Origin of the sequence: Arthrobacter livingstonensis (assembly GCF_003219815.1) — a bacterium.
GTDB classification, from domain to species: Bacteria; Actinomycetota; Actinomycetes; order Actinomycetales; family Micrococcaceae; genus Specibacter; species Specibacter livingstonensis.
The window spans coordinates 35,033-51,642 of the sequence record NZ_QJVD01000010.1 but is presented as its reverse complement, the minus strand read 5'-3'; the positions used below and the strand labels follow the sequence as shown (position 1 = coordinate 51,642).

Below are 16,610 nucleotides of genomic sequence, written 5' to 3'. Positions count from 1 at the left end.
TGGGCACAAGTTCGCCGCTGCCCGTGCCCCAAAAGCTGCCACGGGGAAAGCCGGCGTCCCCGACGTGGTGCCGGGAAGGCCTAAAATGAACGTGTGAACCCCACCGTTGTGCCCCCGCCTGCCCGCGACACCGTCCCGGAGCGGCAAGCCGTCATCAACCTTTCCGCCATCGCCCACAACATTGCCCAGCTGCGTTCCATCGCAGCCCCGGCCAAGCTGATGGCAGTGGTCAAGGCCGACGCCTACGGCCACGGCATGATTCCTGTGGCCCGCACGGCGCTTGCCGCCGGCGCCCATTGGCTGGGCACGGCCCACGTGGCCGAAGCGCTCAAACTCCGTGAGGCGGGCATCGACGCACCGGTCCTGGCATGGCTCCACACCCCGTCCACCGACTTTGCCGCAGCCGTCTCCCAGGGCATCGACCTGGGCTGCTCCGGTTGGGAGCTGGAGCACATTGCCGCGGCCGCCCGCGCCGAGGAGCGCCCGGCCCGGATCCACCTGAAGATAGATACCGGGCTGGGCCGCAACGGCAGTTCCATGGCCGGGTGGGACGCCCTGGTCTCCGACGCCATCGCCTTCCAGGACGAGGGCCTGCTACGGGTGGTGGGTGTCTTCAGCCATCTGGCCGTTGCCGACGAGCCCCACCGCCCCGAGACTGACGCCCAGATTCAGGCTTTCCGGGAGGCCGTGGCCGTCGCCGAGGACGCAGGAGCGGACCTGGAAGTTCGCCACCTTGCCAACACGCCGGCCACCCTGTCCCGCCCGGACACGCACTTTGACATGGTCCGCACGGGACTGGGCATCTACGGACTTTCCCCCTTTGAGGACCGCACCTCCGCCCAGCTGGGACTGGTCCCGGCGATGACGCTGCAAACCCGAGTGGCCCTGTGCAAGGACGTGCCATCAGGGCAGGGCGTTTCCTACGGGTTGAACTACGTGTCCGGGCGCCCCACCACCTTGGGACTGATCCCGCTGGGCTACGCTGACGGCATTCCGCGCATTGCCACCGGCGGACCCGTCCGCGTCAACGGCGTGACGTACCCCGTGGTCGGCCGGATTGCCATGGACCAGATGGTCATTGACTTCGGCCCCGACGGACGCGAGGGCTTCAGCGCAGCCGAGGTGCCCGGCTCCGCGCTCGGTGCCACGGCCGTCCTGTTTGGCGACGGGTCCGGCGGCGGCCCCCTGGTTGAGCAGTGGGCCGACGCTGCCGGGACGGTCAACTATGAGGTGGTGACCCGGATCAGCCAGCGCGTCCCCCGGACATATGTGGGCGGGCCCGGCGGCCTTGACGGCACGCCCGGTTCTGAACCCGCAGCTGATGAGGGCGGCGCCTGATGGACTGGGAATTTTCCACTGCCACGGCGGAACAAACCCAGCGCCTTGCCGAAAATCTCGCCGGACTGCTCAGGGCCGGCGACCTGATTGTCCTCAGCGGCGGGCTCGGCGCCGGAAAGACGACGTTTACGCAGGGACTTGGGCGCAGCCTGGGGGTGCGTGACGGCATCATCTCACCGACCTTTGTGCTGGTCCGCATCCACCCCAACCTGCCCGGCGGTCCCAACCCCGGCGGCCCGGACCTGGTCCACGTTGACGCCTACCGGCTGGGATCCGAAGCGGAAATTGACGACATCGACCTGGAAAACACCATGGATTCCTCCGTCACGGTCGTGGAGTGGGGCGCCGGCCGCGTGGAGCACCTGGCCGCCAGCCGGTTGGAGATCGAGCTGGTCCGCGCCACTGGATTCGGCGCCACTGGGTCAAGCGTCCCGGACTTCAGCGACGAAGACGGTGACGAGCCGCGCACCCTGCGCCTGAGTGCCGTTGGCCCGCGGTGGGAAGGCGTCGACTTCAGCGCGCTCGCGGGCCCCGGTGCCGCCACGCCGCCCAGTGACGCGGGCACACGCAAAGACACCGTGGAATAGGCTGGACACGTGCGAATCCTCACCATTGACACCTCTGCCGTGGCAAGTGCAGCCCTGCTGTCCTTTGACGCGGACGACCCCGCTGCCCCAACCCTCGTGGAAGCGGAATTTGCCACGGCCGACACCCGCAGCCACGCCGAGGTGCTCGCGCCGGGAGTGCTGTCCCTGTTCGCCGACCCCGTCACGGAAGGCCCGGCGCTGGACGCCATTGTTGTGGGTGTGGGCCCGGGGCCGTTCACCGGCCTGCGCTCCGGCATCGCCATGGCGCGCACCCTCGCGTTTGCCTGGAAGGTGCCGCTGCACGGACTCATGAGCCTGGAGGCCCTGGCCTGGGACGTGCTCTCAGGCCTGCGCTCTGGGACATGCCAGGACGCAGGCACCGGGTCCGGCCCCGCCAGTGCCGTCCCCCGCATTGTGGGCGGGCACGACGCCGGAGCCGGCCTTCCGCCGTCGGCCGGCGGTGACTTTGTGGTCGCCACGGATGCGCGGCGCAATGAGGTCTACTGGGCGCGGTACTCGGCTGTTGGCGAACTGTTGGAGGGGCCCGTCGTGGGGGCTGCGGCCGCGATCCAGGGCATCCCCGTCCATGGCGCGGGCGCCGGCTTGTATGCCCGTGAACTTGCGGCTAATGGCTGCGCGGTGGACCCCGCCACGGCCGGGCTGCAGCCCACAGCCAGGTCGCTGGGAATCATGGCGGCCCGCAAAATCCAGCGCGGGCAAACGGTGGGCGACACCGCTCCGCTGTACCTGCGCGAGTCCGACGCCAAAGTGCCCGGGCCACGGAAGCGGGCGCTGTGAACGGCGCCCTGGGCGGGCCTGTGAACGGTACGGCCGGCGGCGGCCCAGGGGCCGTGGCGCCAGCCACACTGCGCGACATGGCCGCGGCCGACGTCGACCATGTCACCGCCATGGACGCCGCGCTGTTCGGGATTGACTGCTGGCCGCGGCAACTGTTCATGAACGAGCTGGCGGCCCCGGACACCCGGCGCTACATCGTTGCAGAGGTGGCGGCCGCCCCAGGTGGCGGAAGCGCCGGGCCGGCACGGGTCGTGGGTTACGCGGGCCTCATGTGCGTGCCGCCGATAGGTGACATCCAGACCGTCGGCGTGCTGCCTGAATTTGAGGGCCGCGGCATTGCGCGGGCCATGATGGTGGAGCTCATCGAGGAGGCGCGCCGGCGTGGGGCCCGGGACGTCATGCTGGAGGTCAGCTCCACCAACCCGCGCGCGCAGGATCTGTACCGGCGCTTCGGCTTCGAACACATCCACACACGCCGGCGGTACTACCGGGACGGCTCGGACGGGCTGGTCATGCGCCTGTCCCTGGCCCGGCGAGATCGCGGCAACTCAGACACTGCCAGCGCAGACACAAAGGAACCCTCATGAGCCAGGCCAACCCGCTGATCTTGGGGATTGAATCGTCTTGCGATGAAACGGGCGTGGGGCTGGTCCGCGGCACCGAGCTGCTGGCCAACACGGTGTCCTCCTCCATGGAGGAGCACGTGCGCTTTGGCGGCGTCATTCCGGAGATCGCCTCCCGGGCACATCTGGATGCGTTTGTGCCCACACTGGAACAGGCGCTCGCCGACGCCGGTGTGGACTTGGACGACGTCGACGCCATCGCCGTCACCAGCGGGCCGGGACTGGCCGGCGCCCTCATGGTGGGCGTGAGCGCCGCCAAGGCGCTGGCGCTGGCAACCGGCAAGCCGCTGTATGCCATCAACCACCTGGTGGCGCATGTGGGCGTGGGGCTTCTGGAGGAATCGATTGCCCCGGCCTCCCATGCGGAGGCGCTGCCGGAAGACCTTGGCGCGCTGCTGGTCTCGGGCGGCCACACTGAGATCCTGCGGGTGCGCAGCATCGCCCAGGACGTGGAACTGCTGGGCGCCACCATCGACGACGCCGCCGGGGAGGCCTTTGACAAGGTGGCCCGGCTGCTGGGCCTGGCCTATCCGGGCGGGCCGGCCATCGACAAGCTCGCCAGGGATGGCAACGCCAGGGCGATCCGCTTTCCGCGCGGGCTGACCGTGCCCAAATACATGGGCACCGTCGACGCCCCGGGACCGCACCGCTACGACTTTTCCTTCTCAGGCCTGAAAACCGCCGTGGCACGGTGCGTCGAAGGCTATGAAGCGCGGGGTGAGACCGTTCCCGTGGCTGATGTTGCGGCGTCGTTCCAGGAAGCCGTGCTGGACGTCATCACGGCCAAGGCCGTGCTGGCCTGTCTCGAAAACGGCATCACCACGCTGCTGCTGGGCGGGGGAGTGGCAGCAAATTCCAGGCTGCGAGAGTTGGCGCGGGAGCGTACGGCCGCGGACGGGATCACACTGCTGGTGCCAAAGTTGTCGCTGTGCACCGACAATGGTGCGATGGTGGCAGCCTTGGGTGCGCAGCTGGTCATGAAAGGCGTGGCCCCAAGCGACCTCGCCTTCGCGCCAGACTCCTCGATGCCGGTGAGCAGCATCAGCCTCTGACGCCCGAACGGGCACTTAACGAGGGTGCCGCGCGGCAACATGCCGCGCGGCAACATCCTCGTTAAATGCCCGTCCGGGAGCCTGTCACGCGGGGAGCTGCATGCCGTTGTCCACGAGCTCGAAGATTCCCAGGCTGCAGCGGCCGTAGCCTTCGGATAGGAACGGGTTGCCGCCGGCGAGCGCATTTAGCCATGGTGAGGGCAGGATTGGCGGCAAATTCACAGGTGGTAGTTGCCGGACGGTCAGCGGCGGCGCAGCCGGACGGCCCGGTACGCGGTGCCCGCGGCGAACATGACCAGCCCCGCGAGCACCGCCTCGAGCGGCAGGGCCGCTACCAGCACCACGCAGGCCGCCGCCCCCAGGACCTGCAGGAAACGCGGGTAGCGGCGGTCCGCGCCTCGCTGCGTCAGCGCCGAAACATTTGCCACCAGGTAGTAGAGCAACACGCCGAAGGAGGAAAACCCGATGGCGCCGCGGAGGTCCGCGAAGGCAATGATCACGCACACCGCCGCGCCCACGGCGAGCTCGGCGCGGTGCGGTACGCGGTACACGGGGTGCACGGCGGCGAGCCAGCGGGGTAGATCGCCTTGGCGGGCCATGGCCAGCGATGTCCGGCCCAGGCCTGCAATGAGGGCCAGCAGCGCGCCCAGCGACGCCAGTGCGGCGCCCACCCGGACCACCGGCACGGCCCAGGACCACCCGCCGGCGGCCACAGCCTGGGCGAGGGGTGCGGGGGTGGAGGCGACGGCGTCGGGCCCCAGGGCGGTCAGGACGGTAACGGCAACCGCGGCGTAGACCACCGCGGCAATCGCGAGGGCCACCAGTATGGCGCGCGGAATGGTCCGGCGCGGGTCCTTGACTTCTTCGCCCAGGGTGGCGATCCGTGCATACCCGGCGAACGCGAAGAACAGCAGTCCCGCCGACTGCAGGATGCCGTACCAGCCGTGCGAGAGGACCCCCGCGCCCCACATTCCCGCCGCCCCTCCGGCCGGCCCGCCCGCCCACACCGCAGCCACAGCCACGGCCAGCGCTGCGAGGACGGCCGAGACAATCAACCGGGCCAGCCCGGCCGTGCGTGTCACGCCCCGGTAGTTGACGGCGACCAGAAGCACGACGGCGGCAATCGCCACCGGGCGCTCCCACCCCGGAGGCGCGGCGTAGGCGGCGAATGTCTGGCCATGGCGGCGCTGCTGGCCGTCTTGCCCACCACGAATCCCCAGCCCGCCAGGAATCCCGGCCATTCGCCCAGCTGCTTCCGCCCGTAAACGTAGGTGCCCCCGGATTCGGGGTAGGCCGCGGCCAGCTGCGCCGAGGACGTGGCGTTGCAATAGGCCACCGCGGCGGCAACCGCCAGCCCGATGAGCAGCCCGGAGCCTGCTGCCTGGGCTGCGGGGGTAAACGCGGCAAATACGCCGGCTCCGATCATGGATCCGAGGCCGATGACCACGGCGTCGCCCGCGCCCAGGCGGCGGGCCAGCGGCGGAAGGCTATTCATTGCCGGGCGACCTTTCGCAGGCGGGTGGACGTGCTCCCAGTGAGACTAGCCGTTCCAGGTGAATAACGCCTGAACGAGGGGCTACCCTGCAGCGGGGAAGGCCAGCTCCATGGTGGTGCCCCGGGGTCCGGTGCTGCTGATTTCCACACGGCCCCCGGCGGCAGCGGCGATTTCGCGGACCAGGGCCAGGCCCAAGCCGTAGCTGCGCCGGCCGCCGGGGGAGGGCTCGGTGGTGCGGGCAAACCTTTCGAAGACGCGGTCCTGGTCGATCCCGGAAATGCCGGTGCCGGTGTCAGCCACGGAAACCACCGACTCCCTGCCGTCCGCAGCGGCCGTAACTGTGATGAGTCCGCCTTCGGGGGTGTGGGTCAGGGCATTGTCCACCAGCCCCAAAACTGCGCGGCGCAGGCTGTTCGGCTGGATGCGCACCCGGGGGCTGCCCGAATGCACAAACTCGAGACGGACACCGCGGGCGGCGGCCATGTCCTGGAGATCGTCCGTGACGGCTTGGGTAACGGCGGAAACGTCCACGGCTTCCGCTGCGGGGGAGTCGGGATCGCCGGTGGCGGCCAGCAGCAGCTCCTGGACCGTGGCGGTCAGGCCGGCGGTGTCGCGGCGGACCTGGGCCAGCAGACTGGACGCCTCGGTGCCGTCGGCCACCTTGTGCTGGGCCAGCTGGACCCGTGCGTCCAGGATGGCCAGCGGCGTGCGCAGTTCGTGGCTGGCGTCCTGGACGAACCGGCGCTGCAGTTCCAGTGCACGGCCCAGCGGCCGGATGGCACTGCGGGCGCTGAGCCAGCCGATGGCTCCCGCGGCCAGGATGCCGGCCAGTCCGGCAACGGCCATGGCCTTGAGCATGTCATTTGATTCGACGTAGACGCGGGCCGAGCCGGGATCCTGCGCGGAAAGGTCCGGGTGGTGGGAGAGATACAGCATGTAAATGGCCGCCGCGACAATCACGGCCAGCACCATGACGGCACACGCCACGGCGATGCGCAGGCCCACCGTGAGTGCGGCGCGCCGCAGCTGGACGGCATCCAGGGTTGTCCCGCCCGTGTTGTCCCGGCCGGTTTTCATGACGCATCCCCAATCTGGTAGCCGGCGCCGTGCACGGTGCGGATGACGGACTTGGAGACTTTCTTGCGCAGGTAGTGCACGTAGGTGTCGATGACGCCGGGCGAATCGTCCGGGTGGAACAGCGCGGCCATGAGCTCGGGCCGGGTAAAGATGCGCCCCGGCTCGCTGGCGAGCATGGCCAGCAGTTCCGTTTCCTTGGCCGTGAGCTCAACGTGGTCCCCGTAAACTGAGCGCATCATCCGGCCCGCCGGCTCCAGCATCCACTCGCCAATGGCCAGCTGTGCCGGGGCAGAGTCAAAACGCCGGGTGATGGCGCGCAGCCGCGCAAGCAGCTCGCCGGCGTCGAACGGCTTGGTCATGTAGTCGTTGGCGCCGGCGTCGAGCCCTTCAATTTTCTCCGGCGTGCTGCCCAAGGCGGTCAGGATGAGGGCAGGGGTGGAAATTCCGGACCGGCGCAGGGCGCGGATCATGTCCGCGCCGTCCATGACGGGCAGCCCGCGGTCCACCACCATGACGGCCCAATTCCCGGTCAGGCCCAGGTGCAGTCCCGTTTGCCCGTCCGTGGCCAGCTCGACGTCGTAGTCACCGGCCAGGAGTTCAGCGGTCAACGGTCCCAGGGCGGGATCGTCCTCCACGAGCAGGAGGCGGGGGCGCTCATTGGTGTGCATGCCTTCCATTGTCGCCCGCCGCGGGCCTCGATGCCTCGCCCGCCGCGGCGTCGGATGCCTCGGGCACGGGGTCACGCCGGGATGTGCGCCGCGAGCGCAGCACGCTGATGATGCCTGGGATGATGGACACCAGGACCATGGCAACGGCGATCAGGTCGATGTTCTTGGCAATCACGTCAAAGTGCCCCAGCCAGGTGCCCAGAAGTACGACGGCGGTGGCCCAGCCGAGAGCCCCGCTCACGTTCCACAGGGTGAACTTTTTGTGGTTGTAGTTGGCGATCCCCGCCACCAGCGGCGCATAGGTCCGCACGATCGGAACAAACCGGGCCAGCACGATGGCCCAGCCGCCGCGCTTGGCAAAGAACTCTTCCGTTTCCACCAGGTACTTGGTCTTGAGGATGCGGGCATCGTCCTTGAACCAGCGCCGGCCAAACCTGCGTCCCAGCAGGTACCCGACCTGGTCGCCGGCGATCGCAGCGAGCGCCACGACGCCGATCAGCACGGGAAGGGCGAGGTTCAGCTGCTGGTGCAGCAGTCCGGCGGTGAACAGCAGGGAATCGCCGGGCAGGAACGGGAACAGCACCCCGGATTCAATAAAGACGAGCAGTGCGACGACAGCGAGCGTGGCCGGCCCGAGGCCCTGCAGGAGGGCGGACGGGTCAAGTACCGAGGTCAGGCCGGTGGGAACGCCCCCGGACAGAATGCCGGGAAGCGCGGTGGGAAGCAGGTGCATGGTGCGGCCTCAATCAGGAGTGGGCCGCGGCGGCAGCTGCGGAGTCAACGGGGCCAAAGCGGTCCAGCAGGGGAACGCGGGGGAGAAGGCGTCCCTGGTACCTGTTCCACACGCCGGCGAACAGGAGCACGGCGGCGGTGGAAGCCAGGAAGGAGGCAATGACGTCGCTGGGATAGTGCACGCCGATGTAGAGGCGTGACCATGCCAGGACCACGGGCACCAGGACGCCCAGGATGACGGCGAGCCGAGACCAGCGCGTGTTCCTGGCCAGGAACCAGAAGGCCCAGGCCAGTCCCACGGCGAGGGCAACGTGCCCGCTGGGGAAGCTGTTGGAACCGGTCTCCGGGGCCAGGGGGTCAAAGAGCAGGGCCGGGTTGGGGCGCTGGCGTTCGACGATGACCTTGAAGAACTGGCTGGAGAGGTAACCGGCGGCGGCCGTGCCGCCAAACGCGATGGCGTTCACGGGGGACTTGCGCACGATCAGCAGGAACAGGCAGCACAGGGCAATGATGGCGATGCCGCCGGCTGGCGAAAACAGGTAGTTCAACGTCATGGACAGGGCCGTCAGGATGCCGTCGTGGCCGCGGCTTAGTTCCTGGTCAACGGTGAATTCGTTGGCGCTGAAACCTTGTGTGTCGGTGGCGATAAACCCCAGCGAGAGCACGGCCGCGGACAGCAGTACCACCCACAACCCCCAAAGCCGCGGCTGTGGCAGCATGGCGAGGCGGGTTTGACGGCGCAGCGCAAGGTTGGCGCGGTCCGGGCGGCCGGCGTCGTGCTTGTGGGCTGGAAGGGAGCGGGACAATTCATTCTCCGATTCGTGCGTGGACTTCGAAAGCGGCCCGAAGGCCTTTCTTCCACTGTTCCGCACACGGTCTAAGAATTCGCTAAGATTTGCCCCCGAAAGGGGGTGATGGGCCCTCAGGCGGCTGTGATTCTCAGCACGAGCGTCCTGGCCTCCGGGCGGAGCGCGAAGTCCGGCCAGACGTCCGGCCCGCACGCGCGCGAGCCCAGGCCGTGCTGGGCCGCATCCAGGTACAGGTAGCTGTGGCTGGGCGCCGGGAGCTCGTGCGGATGCCCGGCTTCGGCAACTTCCTGGGCCGTGTGGCGGGCCAGCGTGAAGCCGGGCCGCCTGCCGGCCGCATCCGGTTCCGCGTCGATGCGCAGCCACGGAGCCCCGTCCCTGCCCAGCTCCAGGGAGCGCACGCCGCTGCGGTGCCCACTCTCCTGGGGCCGCGCGTAGGGGAACGTCAGCCCGTCCAGGGACTCGGCATAACGCCCCACCAGCGCAGCGTGCATGCTGTCCGGATAGGATTCCCCCGGCCCGGAACCAAACCAGGACGCGCCGTCCACGGAGTCGGGCAGGTCCAGGCGGACGCCGATGCGCGGCCACACCGTGTCCCAGCCGGAGCTGGGCGTCATGTCGACGCGGAGCCACAGCTCGCCGTCGGCCAGCTGCCAGTTTTCCTCCACGGCCACCGTGTTCCGGCTGTTGGCCGCGGCATAGCGGGTGCGCACGCGGAGGCCGCCATCCAGCGTGGCAACGTCCTCAACCCGCCTTGTCAGCCGGTCCAGCCCCGCCGTGCGCCAGGTGGCCGCGGACGACGGCGCCGGCACGCCCCTGCCGCTGTTCAGCCAGGGGTCGGCCAGGTCATAGGAGCCGAAGCCTGCACCCTTGTCGTTGTCGGTGGGCGCCCGCCACAGCTCCAGCCGGGGACCGGACACGGGTGAGCCTGCCAGCGAAACGAGGCGTCCGGCGTCGAACGCGGCCGGTCCGAGCGTGAGGGGACCGACCGCGGTGCCGGACGTCTTCACAGCGGGACGGGGCGTTCGGGTCGGCGTGCGCGGGGCCGAGCGGTCCAGCTGCGCCGCGGACAGCACGTGCCCTGCGGAAGCCCAAGCGGTGGCGTCGCGCAGCACGGCCTCCACGGTCAGCCACGTTTCGCCGTGCTGGGCAGCCTCCACCGGCGGGAGCCCGATGTTCGCGGATGCGCCCGCAGGCAGCGGACCGCCATCGGCAGCGACGGCGTTTACCTCGCCGGAGGCCGTCAGCTGGCCGTCGTTTTCCACCCGCCAGCGCAGGACGACGTCGGACGCGTCGGCCGTGTGCCGCAGGTTGGCGACGCCCAAGGAGGGGGTGCCGCCGTCGTTCGTGGTGAGTGAGAGGCGGATCGGGGAGACGATCTGCTTGTATTCGTACAGGCCCGGCGTTGGGGTGGAATCGGCGAGGATCATGCCGTCCATGACGAAGTTGGAGTCGTGGACCACCTCACCAAAGTCGCCGCCGTAGGCGAAGAACTCCGTGCCGTCCGCGGTGTTCGTGCGGAGGCCGTGGTCCCGCCACTCCCAGACGAAGCCGCCATGCAGCCGGGGGTATTTGTCGACGAGGTCCTCGTACTGGTCGATCGCGCCGGGGCCGTTGCCCATGGCGTGGACGTATTCACACAGGATGAAGGGCTTGCTGCGCTGGCGGGCGGATTCCGCGGCGGAGCAGCCGAGCAGCAGCGAGCGGGAATCGTCGCGGCCAATGGCGTCGGTTTCCGGAATGGAGGAGTACATGCGGGAGTAGACGTCCGTGTACGCGCCCGTATAGTCGCCTTCGTAGTGGACGGGCCGGGAGGCGTCCCGGGCGTGCGTCCAGGCGGTCATCGCGGCCAGGTTGGCGCCGGTGCCGGATTCATTGCCCAGCGACCACATGACGATGGACGGGTGGTTCTTGTCCCGCTCCACGGTCCGCTCCATCCGGTCCAGGTACGCGTCACGCCAGGCGGGATCGTCGCTGGGATTGTTCAACCATCCGCCGGATTCGAAGCCGTGGGTCTCGAGGTCGCACTCCAGGATCACCCAGAATCCCAGCTCGTCGGCGAGGTCCAGCAGCCGCGGGTGCGGCGGATAGTGGCTGGTGCGGATGGCGTTGACGTTAAACCGCTTCATCAGGGCCAGGTCCGCCCGGGCATCGATCTCGTCAAAGACGCGGCCGCGGTCCGGATGGGTCTCGTGCCGGTTCACGCCGTGGAAGACGACGCGGCGGCCGTTGACCAGGAAGCGGTCACCCACGATCTCCACGGTGCGGAAGCCGAGACGCAGGGAAATGGTCTCTGCGGCGCTGGCCACCGTGGCTTCGTACAGCCGCGGGACTTCCGCGGACCACGGTGCCACGTGCTCAATGGCCACGGGTGCCACGTCTGCTGGTGAGGTCCAGGTGACGTTGACGCCCAGTTCCGGCACGGACAGCGTCACGGGGTAGGCGGCCTCGGAAGCCGAGATTTCCGGGGCGATGGTCCCGGTCCCGGTGTCCGTACCGGCGTCGGTCGTGTTGGCTGTCCAGCCGGTGCGCAGCCAGACGTCGTCAAGGCCGCCGGCCGGGCGGGCCTGCAGGGTCACGTCGCGGAAGATGCCGGGCAGCCACCATTGGTCCTGGTCCTCCAGGTAGCTGCCCGCGGACCACTGGTGCACCCGCACCACCACCAGGTTTGACCCCGCGCGGAGGGCGTCGGTGACATCAAACTCCTGGGCGAGACGGCTGCCGGAGCCCACGCCGATCTCGGTGCCGTTCACCCACACCTTGTAGCGTGACTCGACGCCGTCAAAGCGCAGGGCGACCGCCGCCGTCGCGCCGTGAAGCCATGCGGCGGGGACGTCGAAATGACGTCGGTAGTCACCCGTGGGGTTTTCGTCCGGCACGTGTGGCGGGTCGACCGGGAACGGGTACTGCACATTGGTGTAGATGGGCCGGCCGTAGGCGCCGCCGCCCTGGAGCGCCCAGTGCGACGGCACGGCAAGGGTGTCCCACCCGACGTCGTCGAAGGACTCGGCCGCAACCCCTTCCGCCGACTCGCCGCCGGGCAGCACGGGGCCGCCCGGAGTGCCGGGGACGCCGGCCAGGAGGCGGAAGCGCCAGTCCCCGTTGAGCGACAGGGACGGTGCATCGGTGTGGAGCCAGGACCGCGCGGGGACGCGCCGGCCGGAGCCGGGGCCGCGGTTGGCCACGTAGGAGACGTCGGCGGAGGTGGCGGTGTGTGGTGCCATTGCTTGATTCGTCCTTCTATTGCGGTGATGCGCCGGAGTGCGGCGGTGGCGATGCGGGCCGGAGATCGATGAAGGCACCCCGCCGATGGTGGATTGGACACGAAGCTACCACAAAATTCGAGCATGCACTCGATTTTGACGCCGCCAGATCCCAAGCGTGCACTAGGCTGGCTTGTCATGACGACCGATCCAGCCCGTCCGCCGGCAAGGCGCGGGCCCTATGCGAAATCAAGGCGGCGCCGCGAAAGCATTGTGGCGGCAGCCCACGAGGTGTTTGCTGCCCGGGGCTACCGCGGCGGTTCACTGCAGGATGTGGCGGACAAGGTCGGGATGAGCCAGACAAGCCTGCTGCACTATTTCCCGGCCAAGAGCGATCTGCTGTTGGCCGTGCTGCACCTGCGCGACTCGATTACCGCCGACGGCAGCCCCCGGGACCTGTCGGAGACGCTGGTGGAGTCGGTAATGCGCCAGGCCAGCTTCAACGAAACGGTGCCCGGCGTCATAGAGCTTTACACGGTGCTGTGCGCCGAATCCCTGACGGACAACCACCCCGGCCTGGACTATTTTACCGAGCGTTATGAGGCTCTGCGCAGCAGCTACCTGCGGGCGTTCGCCGCGCTCGCGGACGAGGGGCGCCTGCGCCCGGGTGTCGACCCGGAACGCGCCGCGGCCACCCTGGTTGCTTTGTGGGACGGCATCCAGACCCAGTGGCTCATGGCGCCGGAGCTCGTCGACATGGCCGGGTGCCTGCGCGACTACCTCGAGCTGGTGGTCCTGCCGGAGTAGGCGTTGGATTCTGCCGTCAACGGTGATACGGCGTCGTGAATTCTGCCGCCAAGGGTGATACGGCGTCGTGGCGTCAGTTACCGGCCATCTCGGACACCAGTTCACGCACGACGGCGCGCAGGTCACCCTGGTGGGCCTGCGCCACGCGGCGCTGGCGCTGGTAGCTGGCCCCCTTGGCAATGATGTCCTCGACACCGGCCAGTTCCTTGGCGCACCCCAGGCGGGCGGCCACGGGTTCAAGCTTGTTCAGCAGTTCGACGGTGTGTTCGGTGACGAGCTGTTCCTTGCCGGCGGCGTCGAGGATGATGATGGCGTCCATGCCGTAGCGGGCGGCGCGCCACTTGTTCTCCTGCACGTGCCAGGGGGGCATGGTGGGGATGGTGCCGCCGTCGTCCAGCGTGGTGGAGAAGTCCTCCACAAGGCACTGGGTGAGTGCGGCGATGGAGCCAATCTCCGCCAGGGTGGACATTCCGTCGCAGATGCGCATCTCAATGGTGCCCAGGTTCGCCACGGGCCGGATGTCCCAACGGATTTCATTGGTGGCGTCAATGACCCCGGTGGTGAACATGTCCTGCACATAGGATTCGTACGCTGACCAGTCCGGGAACTGGAACGGCAGGCCCGCCGTGGGCAGCTGCTGGAACATCAGTGCACGCTGCGAGGCGTAACCGGTGTCCTCGCCGTTCCAGAACGGGGAGGAGGCGGACAGCGCCTGGAAGTGCGGGAAATGGTTGACCAGCCCGTCCAGGACCGGCATGGCCTTGCCGACGTGGTCCAGGCCGACGTGGACGTGGACGCCGTAGATGAGCATCTGGCTGCCCCACCACTGGGTGCGGTCAACGAGCTTGGCGTAGCGTTCCTTGTCGGTGACTGCCTGGGTGCGCGGGTTGCTGAAGGGGTGGGTGCCGGAGCTGAGCAGTTCCAGGCCCAGGGGGTGGGCAGCATCACGGAGAAGGTTCAGGTTGCGGCGCAGGTCCTCGGTGCCGTCGGCCACGGTCCGGCAGACCCCTGTGACCAACTCCACGGTGTTTTGGAGCATCTCGCCCTTGATGTGGGGGTGTTCGCCGTCGGCCATGATCTCGGGATGGGCCGCGGAGATGTTGTCAAAAACCTCGTTGGCGCGGGCCGCCAATTCCCCTGTTTCGCCGTCTACCAGGGCGATTTCCCACTCCAGGCCAAGGGTCGACTGCTCAGATTTGGCGAAGTCAATTTTCACCGGGGGTCCCCCCTTTGTTGATGGGTCATCTGTGATGGCACCTGGAATAATGCGCCAGAGGCAGTTTGATTCTAGTGGACAGGCGTGCGGCACAATGGTTGTGTGCCTATTTTGAACAAAGACATGACGTTGTGCATTTCACTCGCGGCCCGGCCCAGCAACATTGGCACGCGCTTCCACAACTATCTCTACGACGCCCTGGGCCTGAACTTCGTGTACAAGGCGTTCGCGCCGACGGACCTGGGCCAGGCCGTTGCCGGCATCCGCGGGCTGGGGATTCGCGGCGCCGCCGTGTCCATGCCGTACAAGGAAGACGTCATTGCCCTGGTCGACGTCATGGATGCCTCCGCCGCCGCCATTGATTCGGTCAACACCATAGTGAACGACGGCGGCATCCTCACCGCGTACAACACCGACTACCTGGCCATCGCGCGCCTGCTGGCCGCCAACAAGATCCCGCCGGCCACCACGGTCCTGCTGCGCGGCTCCGGCGGCATGGCCAAGGCCGTGGCAGCCGCCCTGCGCGACGCCGGCCTGACAAGGGTGACGATTGTGGCCCGGAACGAAGCGGCGGGGCGTACGCTGGCCGGGCTGTACGGCTTTGACTGGCTGCCGGAGGCGGAGTCTGAAACGGCGCAGCTGCTGGTCAATGTCACGCCCCTGGGCATGGCCGGCGCCGATGAAAACGTCCAGCCCTTCAGCGACGCCCAGGTGCGGGCCGCGCAGGTGGTGTTTGACGTCGTCGCGCTTCCCTCCGAGACGCCCCTCGTCAAGGCGGCGCGGACCGCGGGAAGGGATGTGATCACCGGAGCCGAGGTCATTGCCATCCAGGCCGAGGAGCAGTTTGTGCTCTATACGGGCGCGCGGCCCAGCCCCGAGCTGGTGCGCGCGGCGTCGGCGTTCTCCCGGGAGCAGTCCCCAGACGACGCGTGAGCCGTGGCAGGAACCGGCTAGAGCGCGCGGGGCCCGTCCACCGGCCCAAATGGTTCAACCACGATGGCGATCCTCTCGTCCCCGATCCGCGTCAGGACCAGCGTGGCCTTGTTGGGCCCCTTGCCTGAACCGGTCAGCAGCTGCCGGCGCAGCTCTTCCGGGGTGGTGGACACGCCGCGTTTCTTGATGTCCAGCACGCCGATCCGGTTGGCCTTCACCCAGCTCTTGAGCGCCTTGACGTTGAACGGCTTGACCTCCAGCACCTTGTACGCGCGGGCAAAGGGGGTCTCGACAAGTTCGTCGGCGCACATGTACGCGATGTGTTCGTCCAGCAGGTGCGCGCCCAGGCTGCGTGCGAGGTCGGCCACCAGCCCCGCACGGATCACTGCGCCGTCCGGTTCGTACAGGTAGCCTGCCACCGGGCCGGTCGCCACATCCTGCCGGGCGGCGTCAAAAGGCACGGGACTGGTCAGCTCCGAGGTGCCGTGCGCGCCGATGACCAGTGCGGCGCGCCGCACCCCGGGGCGGGCCAGGGCGTTAAAGTACAGGCCCGCCTCCACGACATCGCCGTTGACGGAAACCCACTGGGCCTCGGCAGGGCCCGGCACGGCCTCATGAGGAATGCCCGGACCCATCTTGACGCCCACCGCTTTGCCGGAATCGGCCAGCTTTTCCACAAAGGACAGCGGCGGGGAAAAGGCCTCCGGGTCAAAGAGCCGGGTGGTGCCGGAGGTGCTGGTGGTGCGGCGGGCCGGATCCAGCCAGACACCGTCAATGCCGGTGAGGTCAACGTCCTCGGCCTTGGCATGGAGCACCGTGGCGTGCGGGAACGGCATGAGGTTCACGGTGGTGCAGGCGGCGGTGAGCTCGTCCATTTCCACGGCCGTGACGTGGATGTCCAGGCTGGCCATGGCCAGGGAGTCCGCCCCGATGCCGCAGCCAAGGTCGGCCACCTTGGTGATCCCCGCCGTCGTAAAACGTTGGGCATGGAGGGCCGCGATGCCCAGCCGGGTGGCCTGTTCCAGGCCTGCCGGGGTGAACAGCATCTGGCGGGCAAATTCGCCAAACTTCGTCTCTGCCTTGGCCCGAAGCCGGGATTGCGTGAGGGCCGCGGCAACGAGTTCGGGGGAATGCCCGGCCCTGCGCAGTGACTCGTTGAGCTTGAGGGAGCCGGCTTCGGAGTACGGGCCAAGGGAGGACAAAAGTTCCCAGCCTTCAACCGTCAGGAGGGGGGAAATTGCATCGGTGGCCATGGAACCAGCCTACTGGTCGCGG

15 protein-coding genes and 1 pseudogene are annotated in these 16,610 nt (G+C 68.5%); 7 read left to right on the top strand and 9 right to left on the bottom strand.

Going from position 1 to position 16,610, the window contains the following annotated elements:
• The first annotated feature begins 93 nt into the window (after positions 1–93).
• The 5 genes from alr to tsaD are packed head-to-tail and all read left to right on the top strand — an operon-like array spanning position 94 to position 4,398.
• Positions 94–1,338 (top strand): alanine racemase, encoded by a 1,245-nt coding sequence (gene alr / locus CVV68_RS10785; protein ID WP_110501018.1) that lies wholly within the window; start codon positions 94–96, stop codon positions 1,336–1,338.
• The gene (gene tsaE / locus CVV68_RS10780; RefSeq protein WP_110501017.1) at positions 1,338–1,925 is read left to right on the top strand and encodes a tRNA (adenosine(37)-N6)-threonylcarbamoyltransferase complex ATPase subunit type 1 TsaE; all 588 of its coding nucleotides are present in this window, start codon (positions 1,338–1,340) and stop codon (positions 1,923–1,925) included. The genes alr and tsaE overlap by 1 nt, the downstream gene beginning before the upstream one ends.
• A 9-nt stretch (positions 1,926–1,934) precedes the next feature.
• Positions 1,935–2,723 (top strand): tRNA (adenosine(37)-N6)-threonylcarbamoyltransferase complex dimerization subunit type 1 TsaB, encoded by a 789-nt coding sequence (gene tsaB / locus CVV68_RS10775; protein ID WP_110501016.1) that lies wholly within the window; start codon positions 1,935–1,937, stop codon positions 2,721–2,723.
• Positions 2,724–2,776: 53 nt separating this feature from the next.
• A complete protein-coding gene (gene rimI / locus CVV68_RS10770) occupies positions 2,777–3,310 on the top strand; it encodes a ribosomal protein S18-alanine N-acetyltransferase (protein ID WP_438502631.1) in 534 nt (177 codons plus the stop codon).
• Complete coding sequence (gene tsaD, locus CVV68_RS10765) at positions 3,307–4,398, top strand: tRNA (adenosine(37)-N6)-threonylcarbamoyltransferase complex transferase subunit TsaD (RefSeq protein ID WP_110501015.1); 1,092 nt, start codon at positions 3,307–3,309, stop codon at positions 4,396–4,398. The genes rimI and tsaD overlap by 4 nt, the downstream gene beginning before the upstream one ends.
• Before the next feature lie 84 nt (positions 4,399–4,482).
• On the opposite strand, the gene CVV68_RS23870 is transcribed toward tsaD, so the two are convergent.
• From CVV68_RS23870 to CVV68_RS10735, 7 genes and pseudogenes are all read right to left on the bottom strand, one after another.
• Entirely contained in the window at positions 4,483–4,620 is a 138-nt protein-coding gene (locus tag CVV68_RS23870; protein ID WP_211320795.1) for a hypothetical protein, read from the bottom strand.
• Positions 4,621–4,640: 20 nt separating this feature from the next.
• Positions 4,641–5,893: pseudogene (locus CVV68_RS10760) on the bottom strand (APC family permease).
• 81 nt (positions 5,894–5,974) lie between these two features.
• Positions 5,975–6,970: a sensor histidine kinase gene (locus CVV68_RS10755; protein ID WP_110501014.1), complete on the bottom strand. Its 996-nt coding sequence runs from the start codon at positions 6,968–6,970 to the stop codon at positions 5,975–5,977.
• Positions 6,967–7,638, bottom strand: a complete 672-nt coding sequence (locus CVV68_RS10750; protein ID WP_110501013.1) for a response regulator transcription factor — start codon at positions 7,636–7,638, stop codon at positions 6,967–6,969. Before CVV68_RS10750 ends, CVV68_RS10755 begins: the two co-directional genes overlap by 4 nt.
• Positions 7,625–8,371, bottom strand: a complete 747-nt coding sequence (locus tag CVV68_RS10745; protein ID WP_110501012.1) for a DedA family protein — start codon at positions 8,369–8,371, stop codon at positions 7,625–7,627. The genes CVV68_RS10750 and CVV68_RS10745 overlap by 14 nt, the downstream gene beginning before the upstream one ends.
• Positions 8,372–8,384: 13 nt before the next feature.
• A complete protein-coding gene (locus CVV68_RS10740) occupies positions 8,385–9,176 on the bottom strand; it encodes a phosphatase PAP2 family protein (RefSeq protein ID WP_110501011.1) in 792 nt (263 codons plus the stop codon).
• 116 nt (positions 9,177–9,292) lie between these two features.
• Positions 9,293–12,400: a glycoside hydrolase family 2 TIM barrel-domain containing protein gene (locus CVV68_RS10735; RefSeq protein WP_110501010.1), complete on the bottom strand. Its 3,108-nt coding sequence runs from the start codon at positions 12,398–12,400 to the stop codon at positions 9,293–9,295.
• 177 nt (positions 12,401–12,577) lie between these two features.
• Here CVV68_RS10735 and CVV68_RS10730 point away from each other — a divergent pair, with 177 nt between their 5' ends.
• Positions 12,578–13,186, top strand: a complete 609-nt coding sequence (locus CVV68_RS10730) for a TetR/AcrR family transcriptional regulator (protein ID WP_110501009.1) — start codon at positions 12,578–12,580, stop codon at positions 13,184–13,186.
• 73 nt (positions 13,187–13,259) lie between these two features.
• On the opposite strand, the gene CVV68_RS10725 is transcribed toward CVV68_RS10730, so the two are convergent.
• Positions 13,260–14,402 (bottom strand): glutamate--cysteine ligase, encoded by a 1,143-nt coding sequence (locus CVV68_RS10725; protein ID WP_110501008.1) that lies wholly within the window; start codon positions 14,400–14,402, stop codon positions 13,260–13,262.
• 102 nt (positions 14,403–14,504) lie between these two features.
• Between CVV68_RS10725 and CVV68_RS10720 the strand changes: the two genes are divergently transcribed.
• Positions 14,505–15,335 (top strand): shikimate 5-dehydrogenase, encoded by an 831-nt coding sequence (locus tag CVV68_RS10720; protein ID WP_245933476.1) that lies wholly within the window; start codon positions 14,505–14,507, stop codon positions 15,333–15,335.
• A gap of 17 nt (positions 15,336–15,352) precedes the next feature.
• On the opposite strand, the gene CVV68_RS10715 is transcribed toward CVV68_RS10720, so the two are convergent.
• Positions 15,353–16,588, bottom strand: a complete 1,236-nt coding sequence (locus tag CVV68_RS10715) for a class I SAM-dependent methyltransferase (RefSeq protein ID WP_110501006.1) — start codon at positions 16,586–16,588, stop codon at positions 15,353–15,355.
• Positions 16,589–16,610 lie beyond the last annotated feature (22 nt).

Bases quoted from the DNA above. Each gene is read 5' to 3' on its own strand.
- CVV68_RS10755 (WP_110501014.1), bottom strand. From the start codon at position 6,970: ATGAAAACCGGCCGGGACAACACGGGCGGGACAACCCTGGATGCCGTC.
- tsaD (WP_110501015.1), top strand. From the start codon at position 3,307: ATGAGCCAGGCCAACCCGCTGATCTTGGGGATTGAATCGTCTTGCGAT.
- CVV68_RS10715 (WP_110501006.1), bottom strand. From the start codon at position 16,588: ATGGCCACCGATGCAATTTCCCCCCTCCTGACGGTTGAAGGCTGGGAA.
- CVV68_RS10745 (WP_110501012.1), bottom strand. From the start codon at position 8,371: ATGCACCTGCTTCCCACCGCGCTTCCCGGCATTCTGTCCGGGGGCGTT.
- CVV68_RS10750 (WP_110501013.1), bottom strand. From the start codon at position 7,638: ATGCACACCAATGAGCGCCCCCGCCTCCTGCTCGTGGAGGACGATCCC.
- CVV68_RS10735 (WP_110501010.1), bottom strand. From the start codon at position 12,400: ATGGCACCACACACCGCCACCTCCGCCGACGTCTCCTACGTGGCCAAC.
- tsaE (WP_110501017.1), top strand. From the start codon at position 1,338: ATGGACTGGGAATTTTCCACTGCCACGGCGGAACAAACCCAGCGCCTT.
- CVV68_RS10730 (WP_110501009.1), top strand. From the start codon at position 12,578: ATGACGACCGATCCAGCCCGTCCGCCGGCAAGGCGCGGGCCCTATGCG.